This is a genomic window from Kitasatospora humi, from assembly GCF_020907985.1.
Taxonomy (GTDB): Bacteria; Actinomycetota; Actinomycetes; order Streptomycetales; family Streptomycetaceae; genus Kitasatospora; species Kitasatospora humi.
This window is the reverse complement of the sequence record NZ_JAJJPA010000039.1, coordinates 37,514-58,492: the sequence shown is the minus strand read 5'-3', so window position 1 is coordinate 58,492 and position 20,979 is coordinate 37,514. Positions and strand designations below refer to the sequence as shown.

The following is a 20,979-nucleotide window of genomic DNA, read 5'->3' as shown; positions in this document are numbered from 1 at the left end:
TCCGGCTGCCGGCGGACGTGTCCGGATGTTACGGGGAGGAAAGTTACTCCCAAGTAGACCGTGCGTCATCCGGCTCCGGGTGTGAGCTGGCCGACGTGTCGGGGCCGCCGCCGGCCGGCAGTGCGAACCGCAGCCGCTGCTTGACCAGTGCCCAGCGCCGCCCGCCCGCACTCTCGCTGGCGGAGGCCACCTCGGTACCGGACCGCCCGGCAGCGGTCGCCGCCGCCACCGCCATCGGCAGCAGCGCCTCCCGGCTGCCCGGCTCCGGCGGCGTCATCTCCTGCGGCCACAGGTCGAGCGATGCGCAGACCGAGGGCAGCACCGCCATCGCGGCCGTGGCGTAGCCCTGGGCGGAGGGGTGGAAGCGGTCGGAGGCGAACAGCTCCGGCCGGGCGGCGAACTCGGGCCCGAGCAGCGAACCCAGCGACACCGTCCGCCCGCCGGCCTCCACCACCGCGATGGTCTGCGCGGCAGCCAGCTGCCGGCTGACCCGCCGGGCCAGCCAGCGCAGCGGCGGCCGCACCGGCTTGATGGTGCCCAGATCCGGGCAGGTGCCCACCACCACCTCGCAGCCGAAGGCGCGCAGGTCGCGCACCGCCTCGCCGAGCAGCCGCACCGCGTGGGCCGGCGGGGTGCGGCGCCGCACGTCATTGGCCCCGATCATGATCACGGCGACGTCCGGCCGGGCCGTGAGCGCCTGCCGCACCTGGCGCGCCAGGTCGTCGGAGCGGGCGCCGGAGACCGCCACGTTGACCAGCCTGACCCGGCGCTCGGCGACCGAGGCGACGCCGGCCGCGAGCAGCGACCCCGGGGTCTCCCGGCCGCGCCGCACCCCGAGGCCGACCGCCGTGGAGTCGCCCAGGAACGCCATCACCAGCGGCTTGCGGTCGTCCTCGGCCGGATCGACGAAGCCGTCCCCGTAGAGCCCGTCGGCCTTCGGCGGATCGCCCTCCAGCACCCCGACCGCCCTCATCGCCAGCCGGCCCTCGGTGATCAGCACCCCGGCCAGGCCCACCCCGAGCAGCCCCAGGCCGCCACCGCCGTACGCCGCAGCGGTGGCGATCCGGCGCGCCACCCTGGCCCGTGAGTGCTGCGAGCCTGGCATCCGCGACCCCCTTGGCATCGACCGGTCCGGCGGTGCGCCGGACGCATTCCTTGCTGCGTCCATACCCCCGGACGACGTGGCGCTATCGGATCTGGTGAGCCATCCGGAGCCATAGGCTTGGGACACCGAAGGAAAACGTCAGGGCATGAGACCGGGAGGACCCCCGTGCAGTACCACAATTCGATCATCGAGCTGGTCGGCGACACCCCCTTGGTGAAGCTCAACAAGGTGACCGAGGGCATCTCCGCCACCGTGCTCGCCAAGGTCGAGTACTTCAACCCCGGTGGCTCGGTCAAGGACCGCATCGCCCTGCGCATGATCGAGGCGGCGGAGGCGTCCGGCGCCCTCAAGCCCGGCGGCACCATCGTCGAGCCGACCAGTGGCAACACCGGTGTCGGCCTGGCGATTGTGGCCCAGCAGAAGGGCTACAAGTGCATCTTCGTCTGCCCGGACAAGGTCTCCACGGACAAGATCAACACGCTCCGGGCGTACGGCGCCGAGGTCGTGGTCTGCCCGACCGCGGTGGCCCCCGAGCACCCGGACTCCTACTACAACGTCTCCGACCGCCTGGTCCGCGAGACCCCGAACGCCTGGAAGCCGGACCAGTACTCCAACCCGGAGAACCCGGCCTCGCACTACCACTCCACCGGCCCGGAGCTGTGGGAGCAGACCGCGGGCAAGATCACCCACTTCGTCGCCGGCGTCGGCACCGGCGGCACCATCTCCGGCACCGGCCGCTACCTGAAGGACGCCTCCGGCGGCAAGGTGCAGGTCATCGGCGCCGACCCGGAGGGCTCGGTCTACTCCGGCGGCACCGGCCGGCCGTACCTGGTCGAGGGCGTCGGTGAGGACTTCTGGCCGACCGCCTACGACCGCACGGTGGCCGACGAGATCGTGGCCGTCTCGGACAAGGACTCGTTCCAGATGACCCGCCGCCTCGCCAAGGAGGAGGGCCTGCTGGTCGGCGGCTCCTGCGGGATGGCCGTGGTGGCCGCACTGGAGGTGGCGCGCCGGCTCGGCCCGGACGACGTGGTCGTGGTGCTGCTGCCGGACGGCGGCCGCGGCTACCTGTCGAAGATCTTCAACGACGACTGGATGGCCGACTACGGGTTCCTGCCCACCGCCGAGGACGAGGCGACCATCGGCGAGGTGCTGGCCCGCAAGGACGCCATCGAGCACGAGGGCATCCCGCAGTTCGTCCACATGCACCCGAGCGAGACGGTCGGCGAGGCGGTCCAGGTGCTGCGCGACTTCGGCGTCTCGCAGATGCCGGTGGTCTCGCCGGGGGCCGGGCACCCGGACATCATGGCCGGCGAGGTGATCGGCTCGGTGGCCGAGCGCGACCTGCTGGCGGCGCTGTTCAGCGGTGGCGCGCAGCTGGGCGACCCGCTGGAGAAGCACATGTCGCGGCCGCTGCCGGTGGTCGGCTCGGGCGAGTCGGTGACCGGTCTGATGAGCGTGCTGGAGCAGAACGACGCCGCGGTGGTGCTGATCGACGGCAAGCCGCAGGGCATCGTGACCCGGCAGGACCTGCTGGCCTACATGGCCGGCCGCGCCGGGCACTGATCGCGGTACCCGCACGTCACGTGACCGCAGCACAGGGTTAACAACGGTCGGGCAGAGTGGAGGTGTGGCTGGCGGTGGCCGCCGGGAGCGGCTCTCCGGGCGCGGCGACCGCCAGGACACACTGACCGGACCTGGCCCGGTGCACTGTGTCGCCCTCCGGCCGGGAACCGGAGGCGCCCCGCGTGGGGGCTCGTCGTCGTCCCGTCCCTGGTCCGGTCCTCGGTCGACCACCAGGGAGCGGCGGCTCCCGCGACACCTCGCGCCGTTCGGGCGCGGCTCCGCGGCTCCCGGGTGGGGGAGTGAACCGGAGCACCGGCAGGGCCGGCCCCGTCGCCACGGGGTCGGCCCTCGCCGTTTCGCCGTTTCGCCGTTTCGCCGTTTCGCCGTTTCGCCGCTGAGCGCCCCTCTCGCCTAGGCTCGGCCCATGACCAGCACCGACACCGGCGCCCAGGAATCCGGCGCCCCCCGCTACGTCCGGCTCAGCATCGAGCTGATCGCCGAGATCACCGACGAGGACGCCCTGAAGGCCGCCGCCCTGGCCCAGGTCGAGGCCGACGAGTACCTGGACGACGACGAGCGCGCCCAGTCCGTGGAGGCGATCGAGCTCGACCCGACCGGCTCGCTCGCGCACTTCATCGACCCGGTGGCGCTGCTCGGCGAGGTGCCGGGCGTCGAGCTCACCCAGGCCACCTGGGAGTCCGCGCAGACCGCGTTCGACCCCGAGGACGACGCCTACGAGTTCGAGACCGAGTAGCACCGGCTGCCGGCTTCCCCGTACCGCCCGCACGGTTCGCCGTGCGGGCGGCCGTTCTTCCGGGCCCCGCCTCCCCGGCCCGCGCGGAACGCCGCGACCGAATCCCGCCGGTGCTCGGCCCGGCGGCCAGGCAGGCTGGCGGCATGACCACTGGATACGCCGTACTCCCCATCGCCCCGGTCGTGCTGGCCGAACTGCGGCGCGTCGACGACGCCGACAACGTGCCGGTGAAGGTGCACGACGCCGAGGGCGGCAGCCCGCTGCGCTGTTGCCTGCGCCGCGCCGAACCGGGGGCCGAACTGCTGCTGCTCTCCTACGCCCCGCTGCGCCGCTGGGCCGACGAGACCGGCGCCCACCCCGGCCCCTACGACGAGGTCGGTCCGGTCTTCGTGCACGCCTGCCCCGCGGACTGCTTCGGCCCCGCGGACACCGCTTATCCGGCCGCCATGCACCAGGGCGACCGGGTCTTCCGCGCCTACGACCGCAACGGCCACATCCTGCGCGGTGTCCTCGTCGAGCCGGGCGCCGAGCTCGCGCACGAAGTCCTCACCGCGATGTTCAGCGACCCCGAGGTCGCCGTGGTCCACGTCCGCGCCGTCGGCCACGGCTGCTTCCAGCACGAGGTCCGCCGGGCCTGAGCCCGTCCGACTCCGGTTCGGTGACCTCAGGCGTCGCGCCGACGCACCGAGGCCGGCAGTTTGTCGACCCGGCGCGACCAGCCCCAGCACTGGGCCGCCAGCGCGCCGCCGAGCAGTGGAACGCCGAGCAGGAAGGGGTGCGCGAACGGCGCGTCGGGGCTGAGCAGGGCCGGCACGGACACCAGCGCGAGGAGCGCGAGCAGCGCGGGCACCGCGATGTCCATGGCCGGGTTGGGGTGGACCACCCGGGGGGCCAGGCGCACCCGGCGGTTCGGGTCGGTGTCCTGGGGCGGCAGCTGCCCCACGTCGTAGCACTCCGCCCAGATGACGGTGCCCTCGTCCGCCACGAAGGCGACCGGCTGGGCGCCCTTGATGAACTTCCACCGGGTGGCCATCAGCAGCCATCCGGCGTGGCCGTCCAGCTGTGCGGCGAGGAACGGGTCGGACATCGGGTCCGCGCGGTGGAGGCGTACCGCTCGACCTCCGATCCGGGCCTCCAACCAGCGGTTGGTCGTGGTCTGCGCCTTCCCGGGCTTGAGGCCCGGGCCGGTCACGTCCTCGCGGACGGCGGTGAGCCGGTCGACCCGCGCGGCGAGTATCCGCCCGTTGGCGCAGTCCTTGCGCACGACCCTGGCCTTGGCCCGGTTCCGCTCGGCGAGGGTGCTGGCGATCCAGAAGAGTCCGAGGAGCCCGTACAGGCCGAGGACGGACCCGCCCACGCCGGCGGGCGGTTGGAACGGCCCGGGCACGAGGCAGGCCAGACACCGCGAACCGCTCGCCAGCCCGCCCAGCTCCGGGTGGCCCGGCGCGTGCAGCACCGTGATCGTGCGGCCCGGCTGCGGACGGTCGCTCGGCGTCGCGTCGGGCACCCGGACCTGCTCGCGGCCGCCGCGGCCGTCGGCACGTCCAGCAGGAGATCGGCCGTGTACGAGTAGGACACCGCGCCGTTCTTGTTGGTGGACGAGCTGGTGTGCAGGGCCAGCACCTGGGCGATCGACCCCTTGTCGACCGTGGCCCCGGCCCGCTGGAGGGCGTTGACGCGGTGCGCCGCCGCGCCTTGCGGCAGGCCGGCCAGCAGCATCAGGGCGATGGCGACCATGGTTGCCGTGTAGGTGCGATGCCGCCAGCCGGCCTGTCCGGGCGGCAGCGGCAGGCGGCCGGGCGGCAGGGGGACGGCCTGAACCGGTGGGGCCGGCCGGGGCTGTGCCGCCGGCCGGAGCGCGAAGCGCCAGCCGACCCCGGCGGCGGCCGCGCCGGCGAACAGGGCGATGGCGAGCCAGGCCGGTCGGGGCGCGCTGAAGTGCGACCAGACCCGCGCCGCGGCCAGCACCAGCAGCGTCACCGCGGTGAACCGGCAAACCCGGGCCGCCCGCGTCTCCGCTCTGCCGCACCCCTCGGTCCCGCGACGGTCCTCGACCGCCCGCCCGCGCTTCATCCCGGCCGCCCCCGTGCTGAGCCCAGACCACACCCAAGCACCGCGGCATTCCAAGATCAAGAGCTCCGTCCCGGATTCGGCCGCGGGGACGCGGTGCCGCGGGCGGCCAACGGCCCGTCCGCTCGAGGTGGGGTGAGCCGGGGATTCCACTACGCTCGGCCTATGACCGATCACCAGCACCCTCAGGGCTTCGAGACCATCGCCATCCACGCGGGTCAGGAAGCCGACCCCGTTACCGGCGCGGTCGTCCCTCCGATCTACCAGGTGTCCACCTACAAGCAGGACGGTGTCGGCGGCCTGCGCGGCGGCTACGAGTACAGCCGGTCGGCGAACCCGACCCGCAGCGCGCTGGAGGAGTGCCTGGCCGCGCTGGAGGGCGGGCAGCGCGGGCTGGCCTTCGCCTCCGGGCTGGCCGCGGAGGACACCCTGCTGCGCACCATCCTCAAGCCGGGCGACCACATCGTGATCCCCAACGACGCCTACGGCGGCACCTTCCGGCTGTTCGACAAGGTGCTCACCCGCTGGGGCGTCAGCTTCGACGTGGCCGACACCCAGCACCCCGAGCGGGTGCGCGAGGCGATCAAGCCCAACACCAAGGCGGTCTGGGTGGAGACCCCGTCCAACCCGCTGCTGGGCATCACCGACATCGCCGCGGTGGCACAGGTCGCGCACGCCGCCGGCGCGCTGCTGGTGGTCGACAACACCTTCGCCAGCCCCTACCTGCAGCAGCCGCTGGCGCTCGGCGCCGACGTGGTGGTGCACTCGACCACCAAGTACATGGGCGGCCACTCCGACGTGGTCGGCGGCGCCCTGATCGCGGCGGACGCCAGGCTCGGTGAGGACCTGGCCTACCACCAGAACGCCATGGGCGCGGTGGCCGGCCCCTTCGACTCCTGGCTGGTGCTGCGCGGCATCAAGACGCTGGGGGTGCGGATGGACCGCCACAGCGCCAACGCCGAGCAGATCGTGGCGCTGCTGCGCCGCCACCCCAAGGTCACCAAGATCTACTACCCGGGCCTGGCCGACCACCCCAACCACGAGGTGGCCGCCAAGCAGATGAAGGCCTTCGGCGGCATGGTCTCGTTCCGCGTCGAGGGCGGCGAGCAGGCCGCGGTCGAGGTGTGCAACCGGGCCAAGCTGTTCACCCTGGGTGAGTCGCTGGGCGGCGTGGAGTCGCTGATCGAGCACCCGGGCCGGATGACCCACGCCTCGGTGGCCGGCTCGCTGCTGGAGGTGCCGGCCGACCTGGTGCGGGTCTCGGTGGGCATCGAGTCCGCCGACGACCTGGTCGCCGACCTGGCGCAGGCACTGGACTGACCGCCCGCCCCGGGCGCCCTGGTCCCACCAGGGCGCCCGCCGGTCGGCGAGTTGAGCACTGCGGGGGCCGCCGCGTCGCGCTAGGTTCGGTCGGAAGGCGACCACTGGCGAAAGATGAGGCGGGGCTCATGGTGTCGGCCATCCACGCCGAGGATCTGGTGAAGACCTTCGGTGACGTACGCGCACTGGACGGGGTGAGCCTGGACGTCCCGGAGGGGACGGTGCTGGGCCTGCTGGGCCCGAACGGGGCGGGCAAGACCACCGCCGTCCGCGTGCTCACCACACTGCTGCGGCCCGACTCGGGCCGCGCCACGGTGGCCGGGGTGGACGTGCTCAAGCAGCCCGGAGTGGTCCGCAGCCGGATCGGCCTGTCCGGCCAGTACGCCGCCGTGGACGAGTACCTGACGGGCCGCGAGAACCTGCGGATGGTCGGCGAGCTCTACCAGATGAGCGCCCGGGACGCCCGCGCCAGGGCCGACGAGCTGCTGGAGTGGTTCAACCTCGCGGACGCCGGCGACCGCACCGCCAAGACCTACTCCGGCGGCATGCGGCGCCGCCTCGACCTGGCCGCCGCGCTGGTGGTCCGCCCGCCGGTGATGTTCCTGGACGAACCGACCACCGGCCTGGACCCGCGCAACCGGATGGCGCTCTGGGAGGTCATCGAGACCCTGGTCGCCCAGGGCACCACGCTGCTGCTCACCACCCAGTACCTGGAGGAGGCCGACCGGCTGGCCAACGACATCGCGGTGGTGGACCACGGCCGGGTGATCGCACGCGGCACCGCCGACCAGCTGAAGGCGCAGATCGGCGGCGAGCGGGTCGAGGTGGTGGTGCACGAGCGGGACCGGATCGGCGCCGCCGTCGAGGCGCTGACGCGTTACGCGGTGGGCGGGCCGAGCGTGGAGTCCAACACCCGCAGGATCACCATCCCGGTCACCGGCGGCGCCAAGGTGCTCGCCGACGTGATCCGCGACCTGGACGCCCGCGACGTCGAGATCGACGACATCGGCCTGCGCCGCCCGACCCTCGACGACGTCTTCCTCTCGCTGACCGGTCACCTCACCGAGGCCCCCGCCGCCGAGGAGCAGCAGGAGGTCGCCGGATGACCGCGACCGGGCACGCGATCGGCGCCGCCGTGCCGCGCCAGCGCCGGGGACTCGCCGCGATGGCCCACGACTCCCGGGTGATCGCCCGGCGCAATCTGCGCCGGATGACCAGGATTCCCGAGATCGTGGTGTTCGGGCTGCTCCAGCCGGTGATGTTCGTGCTGCTCTTCACCTACGTGATGGGCGGCGCCATCCAGATCCCGCACGCCGGAGCCAGCTCCGAGGTCTACACCCAGTACCTGATGGCCGGGATCTTCGCGCAGACCGTCACCTTCGCGGTGGCCGGCGCCTCGGCCGGCATCGCGGAGGACATGACCAAGGGCCTGGTGGACCGGTTCCGTTCGCTGCCGATGACCCGCTCGGCGGTGCTGGTCGGGCGCACCCTGGCCGACCTGTGCCAGACCTCGTTCACCCTGCTGGTGCTGGCCCTGGTGGCGGTGGCGGTCGGCTGGCGGATCCACCACGGCGTGCCGCTCGCGCTGTGCGGCTTCGCGCTGCTCCTGCTGCTGGGCTACGCGTTCTCCTGGATCGGGGCGCTGATCGGGCTGTCGGTGCGCAGTCCGGAGGCGGCCACCTCGGCCGGACTGATCTGGCTCTTCCCGCTGACCTTCATCTCCAACGCGTTCGTCCCGGTCAGCAGCATGCCGGGCTGGCTGCAGCCGATCGCCTACTGGAACCCGTTCAGCGCCACCGTGCAGGCCTGCCGCAACCTGTTCGGCAACCAGGTCGGGCCGGTGGCCAAGGCCTGGCCGATGCAGCACGCGATCGGCGTGTCGATCGTCTCGTCGCTGGTCGTGATGGCCCTCTTCTCCTGGCTCTCGGTGCGCAAGTACCGCTCGGCGTCCGGCCGCGCGTAAAGGGCGGCCGCGGACGCCGGGGCGCCGCGGACACCAGGGCGCCGCGGACGGCAGGGCCCCGCCGACGCGAGGGGCCCCGCGGCGCGCGCCGCGGGGCCCCTGGTCGGCCGGCCCGTCGTCAGCCGGTGTACGGCTTGGCGGAGACGATCTTCACGGTCGCCTTCTTGCCGTTGGGCAGCTCGTAGCTGGCGCTCTCGTCGACCTTCTTGCCGTTGATCGCCTGGCCGAGCGGCGACTGCGGGGAGTAGACGTCCACGCTGTCGGCGGCCTCCTCACGGGAGCCGAGCAGGAAGGACATGGTGTCGTCCATGTCGCCGTCGAAGGCGACGGTCACGAACATGCCGGGGGCGACCACACCGGAGTCGGCCGGCGCCTCGCCGACCTTGGCGCGCTCCAGGAGCTGGGTGAGCTGGCGGATCCGCAGCTCCATCTTGCCCTGCTCCTCGCGGGCGGCGTGGTAGCCCGCGTTCTCCTTGAGGTCGCCCTCCTCACGGGCCTGCTCGATCTTCTGGGCGATCTCGGAGCGTGCGGGACCGGTGAGGTAATCCAGCTCGTCCTTGAGCTTGTCGTAGCCGGCTTGGGTGAGCCAGGTCACGTTCTCGCTGGTCTGGGTCACGGGTGCTCCTCGTCGGTACTGGGCGATGGTGCTTGGGGTACTGCTTCTGGGGTTACTGCGACGGGTCCTACAAACGAACGCCCGCTTCCGAGGCCTCGGGCCCGGAAGGGGCGAAACCACGAGCCTAACAATCTCCGGCTGCGGACGGGAGTGGCGTTGTCGGCGCGTCAGCGCTCCGTTCAGCATGATCTGCCCGCTGGAAGGGGTGGTCATGCCACGCGCGGACCACTTCGCGACTACTTCGAGGGGGTGCAGCCCAGCAGCTCGGCGGTGGTCCCGCGGGCAGTGGTGCGGATGGTGACCACCTTGACGAAGCTGGTGCCGGCCGTCGGGACCGGCACGTCGAGCTGGCCGACCACCGAGTGGTCACTGGCCTCCGAGCGGATGGTGCAGGTGCCGCCGGTGCCCGAGTCCTTGCTGACCGAGAGCTGGGCCTGCACCGCGCTGTCGGAGACCACCTGGAACTCCGCCACGGCGCCGTTCAGCTTGCTCTCGCGCATCAGGTAGGAGCCGCCCAGCCAGGCGATCAGGGCCAGCACCAGGACGCCGAGGACCGCCCCGACCGCCTTCAGGCGGCGGTCCGCCTCCTGGTCGCTCCGACCGCCGTAGCGGCCCTCGGGCAGCTCGCCCGGCTGGGATGCGCTGGTCGCGGTCATGGCTGATCGTTCCTCGGGGAATGCGGGAGTCTTCCAGTCCGTCACTATAGGGGGACGGGGCTGTGGACCAGGTAGCCGCGTCCCCCAAGTTTGCCGATGCCGGACATTCCCGGAAGGAACCAGGCGTTGACTGAGCAGTTGCGGCTGATGGCGGTGCACGCGCACCCGGACGACGAGTCCAGCAAGGGCGCGGCCACCATGGCCATGTACGTCGCCCAGGGCGTTGAGGTGCTGGTGGCGACCTGCACCGGGGGGGAGCGCGGCTCCGTGCTCAATCCGAAGCTCCAGGGCAAGCCGGAGATCGAGGAGAACATCCACGAGGTCCGCCGCAAGGAGATGGACCGGGCCCGCGAGATCCTCGGCGTGGAGCAGGCCTGGCTGGGATTCGTGGACTCCGGGCTGCCCGAGGGCGACCCGCTGCCGCCGCTGCCGGAGGGCTGCTTCGCCCTGCAGGACGTGGAGGCGGCGGCCGAGCCGCTGGTGCGCCTGATCCGCGAGTTCAAGCCGCAGGTGATCACCACCTATGACGAGAACGGCGGCTACCCGCACCCGGACCACATCATGACCCACAAGATCACCATGCGGGCCTTCGACGCGGCGGGTGACCCGGACGCCTACCCGGAGGCCGGCGACCCCTGGCAGCCGTTGAAGCTCTACTACAACCACGGCTTCCCGATGGGCCGGATCCGCGCGCTGCACGCCTACCTCACCGAGCACGGCCTCGACTCGCCCTACGGCGACTGGATCGAGGGCTGGGAGAAGAGCGGCCGCAAGGAGCGCGAGATCACCACCCGGGTGCAGTGCGCCGACTGGTTCGAGACCAGGGACGCCGCGCTGATCGCCCACGCCACCCAGATCGACCCGGACGGCCCGTGGTTCCGGGTGCCGCTGGACGTGCAGCGGGAGGTCTGGCCGACCGAGGACTACGAGCTGGCCCGCTCGCTGGTCGACACCGACCTGCCGGAGAGCGACCTGTTCGCCGGCCTGCGCGTGGCCAGCCTGGCCGGCGACGTCAAGTAGCCGGGTCGGGCAGTCGGAGTCCCGGGTGGGGGCGACACGCCCCACCCCGGTGACCCGGTCGTAAGACAGCCGGGTCACCATGGAGGAATGAGCAACGCAGTGAACCTCAGCCACGCCGTCGTGACCCTGGCCGTGGACGACAACAAGGTGACTCCGGGGCTGTTGGGCTTCGTCGTCTTCGCGGTGCTGGGTGTGGCCACCTGGTTCCTGCTGAAGTCGATGAACTCGCGGTTCAAGAAGATCGACTTCGTCGAGGAGGGCGACTCCGCCAAGGAGTAGCCACCGGGCCGGTCCGGCTGTGGCGCCCCGGCGCCCGCGGCCGGACTTCGTGCTGCCCCGGCCCGCTTCGGGACGGCACTGTCGTTCGACACCGGCCCGTGCCATGCTGGCGCCATGTCGGATCACGGTCATCTGGCGGACGCGCACCTGGCGGACGCGGGCCCGCGCGGGCGAGTGCGGCGCAGCTATGACACCGTCGCCGAGGAGTACCAGCGGCGGATCGGCGGCGAACTGGCCGACAAGCCGCTGGACCGGGCGCTGCTGGCGGCCCTGCTGGAGCAGGCCGGTCCCGACGCGCCGCTCGCCGACCTGGGCTGCGGCCCCGGCCACGTCACCGGCTGGCTGGCCGATCGCGGCGCCAGGGCCGTCGGGGTGGACCTCTCCCCGGGGATGGTCGCGCTGGCCCGCGGCACCCATCCGCAGGCCGAGTTCCGGGTCGGCGACCTGTGCCGGCTGCCCGCCGCCGACGGCGAGTTCGGCGCGGCGGTGATGTTCTACTCGGTGATCCACCTGACCGCCGCCGAACTGCCCACCACCTTCGGCGAGTTGCACCGGGTGCTGCGTCCCGGCGGGCGCGCGCTGCTGGCGTTCCACGTGGGCAACGAGACCCGGCGGCTGACCGACTGGTGGGGGCACCGGGTGGACGTGGACTTCACCTTCTTCGAGGCGGCCCCGGTCGCCGACGAGCTGCACCGGGCCGGATTCCGGGTGGAGGCGCGGGTGGAGCGCGATCCCTATCCGACGGAGGCGGAGACCCGGCGGGCCTATCTGCTGGCCCGCCGCGACTGACCGGCCGACTCCACCCGCTGACCGGCCGACTCCACCCGCTCCGGCCGCTCGGCGTGCTCCGCCTGCGCCGCCTGCTCCGGCCGCTCGGCGTGCTGCGCCTGCGCCCCCCGCTCCGGCTGCTCGGCGGACTCGGCCCGCGCCGCCCGTTCGACGCGCTCGGGTGCGGCCGGCTCGAAGCCCACCCGCCGCACCCCGGGCACCGCCACCGTGGCCAGGCAGCTGCCCGCCACCAGCGCGGCCGCGATCACCAGGGGCACGGCCGGCCCCCAGGCGTCGGCGGCCACCGGGGTGAGCGCGTAGCCGACCGGCATCGCGGCCAAGGAGAGCAGCCAGTCGTAGGAGACCACCCGGGCCAGCACCTGTTCCGGGATGCGCTGCTGCACCACCGTCTCCCAGACCGGGTTGAGGAAGCCCAGGGCCGCCAGGGCCAGGGCGTACCCGGCCACCACCACCGGCACGGGGGCGGCCGCCGCGAGCAGCAGCAGCGGCACGGCGTAGGACGCCAGGGCCAGGTTGCCGACCAGCACCGGGCGGCGCGGCCGGGCCCGGCCGGCGAGCAGCGAGCCCGCGGTCAGTCCGAGCGCGCCGGCTTCCAGGATGGCGACCCAGGAGCCGTCACCGCCGAGGCGGCGGGTGGCGATCAGCGGGCCGACGGTGGCGAGCACGGCGGCCGCGCCGTTCCAGGTCGAGTGCGCCACCAGGCTGCTCCAGTACCAGCTGCGCGACCGCACCTCGGACCAGCCCTCCGCGAGGTCGGCCCACAGCGAGCGGTGCGGGATCGGGGTGCGGCGGACCGTGACCAGGCTCAGCATCGAGGCGCTGAGCAGGAACGAGGCGGCGTCCAGCAGGAAGGCCGAGCCGGCGCCGAGGGTGTAGATCAGGGCGCCGGCCAGCGCCGGTCCGACGAGCCGGGCCAGGCTGGCGGCGGAGGCCAGCAGCGCGTTGGCCCGCTGGCGCGACGGCCCGTCGACGGTACCGGTCACCAGCGGCGAACGGGTCGGCACGGCGAAGGCGGCCGCCGCGCCGTCGACCGCCGAGGCCACCGCGATCGCGGCCAACTGCGGTCTTCCGTGCAGCAGTTCGACCCCGATGGCCAACTGGCAGAGGCACTGCACCAGATCGGTGAGCCGGGCGACCCGGCGGGCGTCGAAGCGGTCGGCGATCACGCCGCCGAGTGGCAGCAGCGCCACCTTGGGGATCATCGCGCAGGCCAGCACGGTGGCGAGGGCGCCGGCCGAACCGGTGGCCCGGGTCACGGCGATGGCCAGGGCGGCGGGCACGACGGCGTCGCCGACGGTGGACAGGGTGCGGCCGATGAAGACCAGCCGGAAGGAGCGGATGCGCAGCGGGGTCACGGCAAGGAGAGTATTTCGGCACCGAAACTTTCGTCAACGAAAAACTGGCGGGGCGGGCAGCGCTTAGTGGTCGGCTTCGTAAGTCCTTCGGGGGTTGACGGCGGAGGCGGTGATGTGGCGGGCACCTGGTCAGATGTCGGAGGCGGCGAAGTGGAGCCGGCAGGCACAGTCCAGTGCTTCTGCGGCGGTGCCGACGGTGCTGCCGGTAAGCAGTAGGGAGTCCTCGTAGCGATCGCTGCTGGCGTAGTAGAGGGCGAAGCCCCACTTGCTGACAGCGCCGGTGTAGCGCAGGCGCATCAGCTTGGCCCGTTCGCCGTCGGCCAGTTCGGCCTCCACGTAGGCGAAGGCTCCTCGGTGGCGGACGTGCACCTGCTCCAGCTGCGGCCAGGCGGTGCGGGCGTGCTCACCGAGGCGCGCCTCCAGCGAGAGCCGGGTGTGTTCCGAAGGCGTGGGCATGGCGCCCATCCTGCCCGATCGGCGGGTCCTCGGATGCGGCAGGCTTCGGCCTGCCGTGATCCACTCTCCCGATTGGCCTGCCTTGCCCGTTGCAGCCGCCTGTCCGATAACCCTGCGCGCCGCCGAGCGCGAGCGACTGAAGCAGATGGCCTTCGGCCACAAGACCGAGCACCGGTTACGAATGCGCGCGCAGGTGGTGCTGCATGCCGCACGCGGACGCTCCAACGCGCGCATCGCCCGCGAGACCGGCTTGCACCTGGACACTGTCCGCTGCTGGCGCGGCCGGTTCGCCGAGCACGGTCTCGGCGGTCTGACCGACCGCGAGCGGTCAGGGCGGCCGCCGGTGTTCACCGCGCTGCAGGCAGCCCGAGTCAAGGCCCTGGCCTGTCAACTACCCGCCGAGACCGGCGTGCCACTCGCACGCTGGTCATGCCCCGAACTGGCCGGCGAGGCCGTGGCTCGGGCGATCGTCGGCTCGATCTCCGCCTCCACCGTGCGCCGCTGGCTCAAGGACGACGTGATCAAGCCCTGGCAGCACCGGTCCTGGATCTTCATCACCGATCCCGACTTCCGCGCCAAGGCCGAACGGGTGCTGGACCTGTACGCCCGCACCTGGCAAGGTCAGCCGCTCGGCCCCGACGAGTACGTGATCAGCGCCGACGAGAAGACCTCCATCCAGGCCCGCTGCCGCTGCCATCCCACCCTCGCCCCCGGCCAGGCGAGAGCGATGCGCGTCAACCACACGTACGGCCGCGGCGGTGCCCTGGCCTACCTGGCTGCCTACGACGTCCACGCCGCCAAGGTGTCCGGCCGCACCGAACCACGCACCGGCATCGACCCGTTCATGAATCTGGTCGCCCAGGTCATGACCCAGGAGCCGTATGCCAGCGCGAAGCGCGTGTTCTGGATCGTCGACAATGGTTCCTCCCACCGCGGTAAGAAGGCCGCCGACCGGCTTGCCGCGGCGTTCCCGAACGCGGTGATGGTCCACACCCCGGTACACGCTTCATGGTTGAACCAGGTGGAGATCTACTTCTCCGTCGTCCAGCGCAAGGTCGTCTCGCCCAACGACTTCACCGACCTTGCCCAGGTCGGAGATCGGCTCCGAGTCTTCGAAGACCGCTACAACGCCACGGCACAGCCGTTCCAGTGGAGGTTCACCACCTCCGACCTGGACGATCTGCTGGCCAGACTCGACCGGCACACCACCGATCACCAGGAAGAATCCTCCGTCGCGCTCGCAGCATGATCAACCCCCGAAGGACTTACGAAGCCGACCACTTAGACTGGGTGGCCATGCGTCAAAACCGCTCCGAACCGGCCCGCGACCGGGTCGACGCCCATGTGGACCGCTGGCTCCCGGTGCTGCCCGAGCTGGATCGTGACGTCGAGGGCGCCGTCACCCGGATGCAGTTCCTCACCAAGCACCTGCGCCGGTTCAAGGAGCAATGGCTGGTCGACTTCGACCTGCAGCAGCACGAGTACGACACGCTGCACGCGCTGGCCGGGCGCCGTGGCGCGGCCCGTCCCGGCGAGCTCGCGGACGACCTGGCGATCGCCCCCGCCTCCGTCACCGGCCGGTTGGAGACCCTGGAGCGGCGGGGGCTGATCGTCCGGACCCAGTCCACCGGGGACCGCCGCCGCGTCGACGTCGAGCTCACCGAGGCCGGCTGGCAGGCCTGGCGGGAGGCGATCGGCGGGGTCGGCCGCGAGGAGCACCGGCTGCTGGGAGCGCTGGCGCCGCAGGAGCGCCGGCAGCTCTCCGACCTGCTGCGCCGGGTGATGCTGGCGGCGGAGGAGCGGGAGCAGCCCGGAGGGCCCGGGGAGCCCGGGGGCTGAGGCGGCCTCGGCCCCGGGGAGCCCGAGGAATCCGGGGGTCTGCCGGTTGAGGCGACTCAGGTCGCCGAGAAGCCCCCGTCCACGAAGATGGTCTGGCCCGTCACGTAGGCGGACGCGTCGCTGGCGAGGAAGACCGCGACCCCCGTGAAGTCGGCGGGCTCGCCGTTGCGGCCGGCCATGGTGCGGCGGGCCAGCGCCTCGGTGCGCGCCGGGTCGCGGACGACCGCCTCGGTCAGCGGAGTGGCCACGAAGCCCGGCGCGAGCGCGTTGACGCACACCCCGCGCGCCGACCAGGCCTCGGCCTGCGACCGGGTCAGCCCGGCCAGGGCCGCCTTGGAGACCCCGTAGGCCCCGCTGTTGCCGAAGGCCCGGATGGTCTGCTGCGAGGCGAGGTTGATGATCCGTCCCCAGCCGGCCTCGGCCATCGCCGGGCCGAGCCGCTGGCCGAGCACGTACGGCGCGTCCAGGTTGACCGCCATGGTGGTGTCCCACTCCCGCTCGGTCAGCTCCGGCAGCGGGGGCCGCAGATTGACACCCGCCGCGTTCACCAGGACGTCGACCCGGTCGACCTTCGCGGCCAGCTCATCGGCCAGCGCGTGCGCGCCGGCCCGGCTGCCGAGGTCGGCGCTGATCCAGTCGGCCGTGCCGCCCAGTGCGCGCAGCTCCCGCACCGTCTGCCGCAGTGGCTCGGGGCGCCGGGCGGCGACCACCAGCTGCGCGCCGGCCCGGCAGAGCGCCTCGGCGATCGCCCGCCCGATGCCGGAGCTGCCGCCGGTGACCAGGGCGGTGCGGCCCTTCAGGGCGAACAGGTCGACGAGGGACTGGTCCATGGCCGGCTCCTTCAGGGCTGATCATCAGGCGGAGGTCTGAAAATACCCCCGGCCTGCGACGGCCTCCGGTGCCGTCCCCGCAGCGTGGGAAGGTTCGTGGCCCCAGGGCCCGTTGCTCGGAAGTCCTTCGTGGCCCCAGGGCCGGTTGCTCGAGGGTCCGTAGCGTAAACTCCGCTGCCGCACCCAGTCCGGCACAGGTGCCATGCCATCAACTAGCGGAGTCCACACCTTGACCACGATCGCTGGCACAGTTCAGGATGCGCGAGCGGGAGGCTCGGAGCGCTCCCCCTCGGCCCCGGGGGCCGACAGCAGGTGGTCCCGGACCAGGCGATGGGCCGTCAAGGTCTCGCCGGTGCTGGGGGCTTTCGGCGTCGCGAAGCTCATCGGCTTCGTCGTCTTCATGTACCTGCTGCACTGGTCCGGGGACTTCAAGCACATGCGTCCCCGCTGGGGCGGCGGTGCCCACCCGTGGGACGTGCTCGCCAGCTGGGACGGCTATTGGTACGAGCAAGTGGCCGTCCACGGGTACCACCCCGAGTCGATCGCGGCGGTCGGCGGGGTGCAGCACCTCCACGAGAACGGGGCGGCGTTCTTCCCGCTCTTCCCCGCTCTGATCCGGCTGGCCATGGAGTGCACCGGGCTGGGGAGTTTCGGCGCCGGCATGCTGGTCTCGGTCCTCTCCTCGTTCGTGGCCGCGGTGGGCATCTACCTGGTCGCCGCCAAGCTCCGCGGTCACAAGGCCGGGATCGTCGCTGCCGTCATCTGGGCCGTGTTCCCGGGCTCCGGCGTCGAGTGGGCGGTCTACTCGGACTCGCTCTTCGTCGCCCTGGCCGCCTTCACCTGCTACAGCGTGATGGAGCGGCGCTGGCTCACCGCCGGGGTGCTGACCTTCCTCGCCGGTCTCAACCGGCCCACCGCCGGCGCACTGATCGCCGCGCTCGGGGTCGTCGGTCTGCTCGCCCTGATCAAGCGGAAGGACGGCTGGCGACCGCTGGCCGCCATCCTGATGTCCCCCTGGGGCATGCTGGCGTACGTCGCCTGGGTCGGCCACAAGATGGGCAGCTACGGCGGGTACTTCGCGATCGAGCGCTACCCGTGGTACCACTACTTCGACTGGGGCCGGTTCACCTGGCACATGACGCTCACGACCATGCTCGGCCGCACCCCGGAGCACAACAACAACCACCCGGTGGCGAACCAGATCGCGTTGTTCGTGCTGTTCGCCGTGCCGATCCTGCTGGTGCTGCTGCTGCGGATGCGGCCGCCGCTGGTGCTGGTCGTGTTCACCCTGGTCACCATCGTCATGGTGGTGCCGAACCACGGGCTGTACGGGAACATGTCGCGCTACCTGCTGCCGGCGTTCCCGCTCTACATCCCACTGGCGTTCGCGTTGCGCCGGCTCTCGTGGCTGAACCTGGCGCTGATCCTGGGCGTGGCGGCCGCCGCCTCCGGCTGGTACGCGGGCTACGTCCTGTTCCAGCTGGGCGTGCCGTAGAGCACGGCGCCGCAGGGACACGGGCGCCTGGGTCGACGACCACCCGGGCCGCCCCTCCCGCGTGGGCGCCCGAGCGGTACGCCGGCATTCACCGGCGCCTGGAGGGCGGCGCCGAGTGCTCAGGCGGTGTTCAACGGCGCTTGCGGCGGTCGCGGACAAGGCGGACGACGTAGACGGGCCCGCCGATGACGGCGCCGACGACGAGGGCCCAGAGCGCGAAGTAAGCGGGGCCGGGGTGGGAGCCGGTGGTGGTGGAGGCGGCCAAGACGGCGGTGAGTGGCTGGTTGGGCATCTGCTGGTCCTTGGCTGTTGACGGGGCGGGGGTCAGCTGGCGCGGAGGGTGGAGCCGGGGTGCTGGGCCCGCTCCGGGGCGGTGTCGTGCATCAGGGCGATGTAGCCGTCCTCGACGGTGGCGCTGACGCTCTCCGCGTCCGGGGCGGGCATGACGGAACTGATGACCCGGTACGTGGTGCCGGTCATGCCGGGGGTGACGTTGACGGTGGGCAGGTCGGGCGGCGGGGCGGTGACCGGCTGGGTGACGTGCCACACCATGCCCTCGGCGCGGGTGGCGAGGTCGCCGATGGCGCCCTGGAAGGCGATGTGCCCGCGCTCGATCACCACGACGTTCGGGCAGGTCTGCACGATGTCGTCGACGATGTGGGTGGAGAGCAGCACCGTCCGGTCGCCGGCCAGCCTGGCGAGCAGGCTGCGGAACCGCAGCCGCTCCTCGGGATCCAGTCCCACGGTGGGCTCGTCGACGATCAGCAGCCGGGGATCGTTCAGGATGGCCTGGGCGATGCCGACGCGGCGCTTCATGCCGCCCGAGTAGCCCTTCACCTTCCGGTTGGCGACATCGCCGAGCGAGACCAGTTCGAGGACCTCGTTGACGCGGGCGCGGCGGGCGCGCCGGTCGGTGATGCCCTTGAGCAGCGCCATGTAGTCGAGGAACTGCCTGGCCGTCAGGTCCGGGTAGAGGCCGAGCTCCTGGGGGAGGTAGCCGATGATGGACTTGACCTCTCGGCGCCGGCTGCGCGACGTGAGCTCGGTCCCGTCCACCGCGACGCTGCCCGAGGTCGGCAGCAGCACCCCGGTCAGGACCCGCATGAAGGTGGTCTTGCCGGCTCCGTTCGGGCCGAGCAGACCGACCATGCCCGCGGGCAGGCGGAGATCGATGCCGTCGAGGGCGCGGACCTCGCCGCGCCGGAAGGTGACGGTCAGATCGGTGATGGTCACGTTGGGCGCGGTCACGACGGGCTCCTCCTGGTGAGCACGAGCTGGGTAATCACGAGGGCGGCGAGCGCCATGAGCAGCAGGAAGGCGACACTGAGGACGGCCTCGACGCCGGTCGGGACGATTCCCCGCTGCCTGGCGTCGAACAGCATGCCGTGGAACCAGGCACCGGCCGGGTACTCGCCGTTGGCTTCGAAGGGCGTGCCGGCGGGGGTGAGGATCCCGAAGCGCGGGCCGAGCATGTTGCCCCAGAACCAGTAGCCGAACAGACCGATCCGGTACGGCACGGGCCCGGTCAGGTACGGGACGGTGACCGAGCAGGCCACGACGAAGACCAGCCCGGGCAGGAGGATGGCGGCGAACGCCGCGAGGCCGACCGGGATCGCCCCGGCCCCGCGCCGGGCGGTCAGGTAGCCGAGCAGGACCACCCAGGCGACGGCGACCGGCGTGGTGGTCGCAGCTCCCGCGCCGATGGCCTTGCCCCACAGGCGCGGGCCGATGCCGGTGGGCGTCGAGGTCAGGAGGTCGTTCAGCCCCAGCCGGGCCTCCCGCCGGACGCGGTCGGCGAGGACGGCGCCGACGCCGATCGGGCACAGCATGATGAAGTTGCCCGCCCAGTCCGCGACCAGTTTGGGGAGGGCCGTGGTGCTGTCGTCGAAGTCCGGGTAGGGCGATGTGCAGCGCAGCCCGATCAGCGCGAGCACGACCACCCAGACCGCCGGGCGGCGCACCTGCATCAGGTACTCGTAGCGGGCGGCCGCGACGGTCTTCGCCCACCAGTCGCCCTGAGCCGTTGCCGGCGGGGCGGTTCGCTCAAGGACGGCGGTCATGCGGCATCGCTCCCCACGAATCGCTCGGGACGCCCCAGCAGCAGGCCGACCGCGACGACGACGGCGACGCCGACGGCGGACAGGGCGATCCGGTTGACGGTCCATTCGTGCGCCGGGACCTTGGTGTCGATGCCCATGAACAGGTACTGCGCCCGCAGCACCGTGTTCTTCATGATGTCCTGCCTCATCAGCTCCTGGGCCACCCAGATGCCCCCGATCAGGCCGCTTGCAGCGCCCGGGCTGCGCAGGCCGATCGCGAGGAGCATCGCCAGTGCGACCAGCCAGAGCATCGGCGGGGCCCACACCAGGACGTAACCGTCCGTGCCCTGCCCCACGGGCCAGGCGTTCAAGGCGCGGAACACGACGGCGTCCACCAGCGTGACCAGGGCCGCTGGGACCACCACCAGGCCGACACGCAGGAACAGCACCCGGCGGTAGACCGTGCTGGTCATGACCAGCTCGGCGCCGGAGTCACGCCCCACGATCGAGGAGGCCGCGACGGCGGTGCCGAGCGGGGCGAAGCCCGCCAGGGCCGCGCCGGCGGCGATGTCGAGGTGCTCCGCGCCGGCCCCGGTGGCATGCATGGCGATCACCAGGATCGCGCCGCCCAGCGTGGCCGCCAGTGCCGTCACCGGCGGGGCGATGCCGATGACCCGCAGCTCCATGAGGAGGCGGTCCCAGATGGACGTGTTCACGGCCACCTGCCGGCCGGTACGGGCCCCGCGTCGCCGCAGGGTGTGTCGAGGTCTCGTTGCATGCCGTCAAGCCTGGTGGCAGCGGCTTCGGTTGGTACGGGCCAAAAGTAC

General features: G+C 72.3%; 23 protein-coding genes. 12 read left to right on the top strand and 11 right to left on the bottom strand.

Annotated features, from left to right (window positions below; translation table 11 throughout):
* Positions 1–43: 43 nt before the first annotated feature.
* Positions 44–1,105 (bottom strand): SGNH/GDSL hydrolase family protein, encoded by a 1,062-nt coding sequence (locus LN042_RS27880; protein ID WP_230054158.1) that lies wholly within the window; start codon positions 1,103–1,105, stop codon positions 44–46.
* A 165-nt stretch (positions 1,106–1,270) separates the two neighbouring features.
* Between LN042_RS27880 and LN042_RS27875 the strand changes: the two genes are divergently transcribed.
* The 3 genes from LN042_RS27875 (at position 1,271) to LN042_RS27865 (ending at position 4,063) form a co-directional block, all read left to right on the top strand.
* Entirely contained in the window at positions 1,271–2,671 is a 1,401-nt protein-coding gene (locus tag LN042_RS27875) for a cystathionine beta-synthase (protein WP_230054157.1), read from the top strand.
* Between the two features lie 424 nt (positions 2,672–3,095).
* Positions 3,096–3,425, top strand: a complete 330-nt coding sequence (locus LN042_RS27870; RefSeq protein ID WP_230054156.1) for a hypothetical protein — start codon at positions 3,096–3,098, stop codon at positions 3,423–3,425.
* Between the two features lie 143 nt (positions 3,426–3,568).
* Positions 3,569–4,063 (top strand): DUF1203 domain-containing protein, encoded by a 495-nt coding sequence (locus LN042_RS27865; protein ID WP_230054155.1) that lies wholly within the window; start codon positions 3,569–3,571, stop codon positions 4,061–4,063.
* 26 nt (positions 4,064–4,089) lie between these two features.
* On the opposite strand, the gene LN042_RS27860 is transcribed toward LN042_RS27865, so the two are convergent.
* Positions 4,090–4,932, bottom strand: a complete 843-nt coding sequence (locus tag LN042_RS27860) for a hypothetical protein (protein ID WP_230054154.1) — start codon at positions 4,930–4,932, stop codon at positions 4,090–4,092.
* 728 nt (positions 4,933–5,660) lie between these two features.
* Here LN042_RS27860 and LN042_RS27855 point away from each other — a divergent pair.
* The 3 genes from LN042_RS27855 (at position 5,661) to LN042_RS27845 (ending at position 8,778) form a co-directional block, all read left to right on the top strand.
* The gene (locus tag LN042_RS27855; protein ID WP_230054153.1) at positions 5,661–6,815 is read left to right on the top strand and encodes a cystathionine gamma-synthase; all 1,155 of its coding nucleotides are present in this window, start codon (positions 5,661–5,663) and stop codon (positions 6,813–6,815) included.
* A 128-nt stretch (positions 6,816–6,943) separates the two neighbouring features.
* A complete protein-coding gene (locus LN042_RS27850) occupies positions 6,944–7,921 on the top strand; it encodes an ATP-binding cassette domain-containing protein (RefSeq protein WP_230054152.1) in 978 nt (325 codons plus the stop codon).
* Entirely contained in the window at positions 7,918–8,778 is an 861-nt protein-coding gene (locus LN042_RS27845; protein WP_230054151.1) for an ABC transporter permease, read from the top strand. Before LN042_RS27850 ends, LN042_RS27845 begins: the two co-directional genes overlap by 4 nt.
* Positions 8,779–8,896: 118 nt before the next feature.
* Here the strand turns inward: LN042_RS27845 and greA are convergent, their stop codons facing one another.
* Both greA and LN042_RS27835 read right to left on the bottom strand, forming a co-directional pair.
* On the bottom strand, positions 8,897–9,394 hold the full coding sequence (gene greA, locus LN042_RS27840; protein WP_230054150.1) for a transcription elongation factor GreA: 498 nt from the start codon (positions 9,392–9,394) through the stop codon (positions 8,897–8,899).
* Positions 9,395–9,630: 236 nt separating this feature from the next.
* Positions 9,631–10,050 (bottom strand): DUF4307 domain-containing protein, encoded by a 420-nt coding sequence (locus tag LN042_RS27835; protein WP_230054149.1) that lies wholly within the window; start codon positions 10,048–10,050, stop codon positions 9,631–9,633.
* A 126-nt stretch (positions 10,051–10,176) separates the two neighbouring features.
* On the opposite strand from LN042_RS27835, the gene mca reads away from it, so the two are divergent.
* From mca to LN042_RS27820, 3 genes are all read left to right on the top strand, one after another.
* Positions 10,177–11,070, top strand: a complete 894-nt coding sequence (mca, locus tag LN042_RS27830) for a mycothiol conjugate amidase Mca (protein WP_230054148.1) — start codon at positions 10,177–10,179, stop codon at positions 11,068–11,070.
* 87 nt (positions 11,071–11,157) lie between these two features.
* Entirely contained in the window at positions 11,158–11,349 is a 192-nt protein-coding gene (locus LN042_RS27825) for a hypothetical protein (RefSeq protein ID WP_101381987.1), read from the top strand.
* Positions 11,350–11,463: 114 nt separating this feature from the next.
* Positions 11,464–12,138: a class I SAM-dependent DNA methyltransferase gene (locus LN042_RS27820; RefSeq protein WP_230054147.1), complete on the top strand. Its 675-nt coding sequence runs from the start codon at positions 11,464–11,466 to the stop codon at positions 12,136–12,138.
* Here LN042_RS27820 and LN042_RS27815 read toward each other — a convergent pair.
* Both LN042_RS27815 and LN042_RS27810 read right to left on the bottom strand, forming a co-directional pair.
* Positions 12,114–13,493 (bottom strand): MFS transporter, encoded by a 1,380-nt coding sequence (locus LN042_RS27815; protein ID WP_308191875.1) that lies wholly within the window; start codon positions 13,491–13,493, stop codon positions 12,114–12,116. The genes LN042_RS27820 and LN042_RS27815 overlap by 25 nt on opposite strands.
* Positions 13,494–13,622: 129 nt before the next feature.
* Positions 13,623–13,949, bottom strand: coding sequence for a hypothetical protein (locus LN042_RS27810; protein ID WP_230054146.1), 327 nt, complete (start codon positions 13,947–13,949; stop codon positions 13,623–13,625).
* 82 nt (positions 13,950–14,031) lie between these two features.
* Here LN042_RS27810 and LN042_RS27805 point away from each other — a divergent pair, with 82 nt between their 5' ends.
* Both LN042_RS27805 and LN042_RS27800 read left to right on the top strand, forming a co-directional pair.
* A complete protein-coding gene (locus LN042_RS27805; protein WP_230054145.1) occupies positions 14,032–15,198 on the top strand; it encodes an IS630 family transposase in 1,167 nt (388 codons plus the stop codon).
* 47 nt (positions 15,199–15,245) lie between these two features.
* Positions 15,246–15,788, top strand: a complete 543-nt coding sequence (locus tag LN042_RS27800) for a MarR family winged helix-turn-helix transcriptional regulator (RefSeq protein WP_230054144.1) — start codon at positions 15,246–15,248, stop codon at positions 15,786–15,788.
* A 56-nt stretch (positions 15,789–15,844) separates the two neighbouring features.
* On the opposite strand, the gene LN042_RS27795 is transcribed toward LN042_RS27800, so the two are convergent.
* Positions 15,845–16,618 carry an SDR family NAD(P)-dependent oxidoreductase gene (locus LN042_RS27795; protein WP_230054143.1) on the bottom strand — a complete coding sequence of 258 codons (774 nt, stop codon included), beginning with the start codon at positions 16,616–16,618 and terminating at the stop codon, positions 15,845–15,847.
* A gap of 352 nt (positions 16,619–16,970) precedes the next feature.
* On the opposite strand from LN042_RS27795, the gene LN042_RS27790 reads away from it, so the two are divergent.
* A complete protein-coding gene (locus tag LN042_RS27790) occupies positions 16,971–18,113 on the top strand; it encodes a putative hexosyltransferase (protein WP_230054142.1) in 1,143 nt (380 codons plus the stop codon).
* Positions 18,114–18,243: 130 nt separating this feature from the next.
* Here LN042_RS27790 and LN042_RS27785 read toward each other — a convergent pair whose 3' ends face one another.
* The 4 genes from LN042_RS27785 to LN042_RS27770 are packed head-to-tail and all read right to left on the bottom strand — an operon-like array spanning position 18,244 to position 20,868.
* Entirely contained in the window at positions 18,244–18,405 is a 162-nt protein-coding gene (locus LN042_RS27785) for a hypothetical protein (RefSeq protein ID WP_230054141.1), read from the bottom strand.
* 32 nt (positions 18,406–18,437) lie between these two features.
* Entirely contained in the window at positions 18,438–19,361 is a 924-nt protein-coding gene (locus tag LN042_RS27780; protein ID WP_230054140.1) for an ABC transporter ATP-binding protein, read from the bottom strand.
* Positions 19,358–20,173 carry an ABC transporter permease gene (locus tag LN042_RS27775; protein WP_230054139.1) on the bottom strand — a complete coding sequence of 272 codons (816 nt, stop codon included), beginning with the start codon at positions 20,171–20,173 and terminating at the stop codon, positions 19,358–19,360. The genes LN042_RS27780 and LN042_RS27775 overlap by 4 nt, the downstream gene beginning before the upstream one ends.
* Complete coding sequence (locus tag LN042_RS27770) at positions 20,170–20,868, bottom strand: hypothetical protein (RefSeq protein ID WP_230054138.1); 699 nt, start codon at positions 20,866–20,868, stop codon at positions 20,170–20,172. Before LN042_RS27770 ends, LN042_RS27775 begins: the two co-directional genes overlap by 4 nt.
* Between the last annotated feature and the right edge of the window lie 111 nt (positions 20,869–20,979).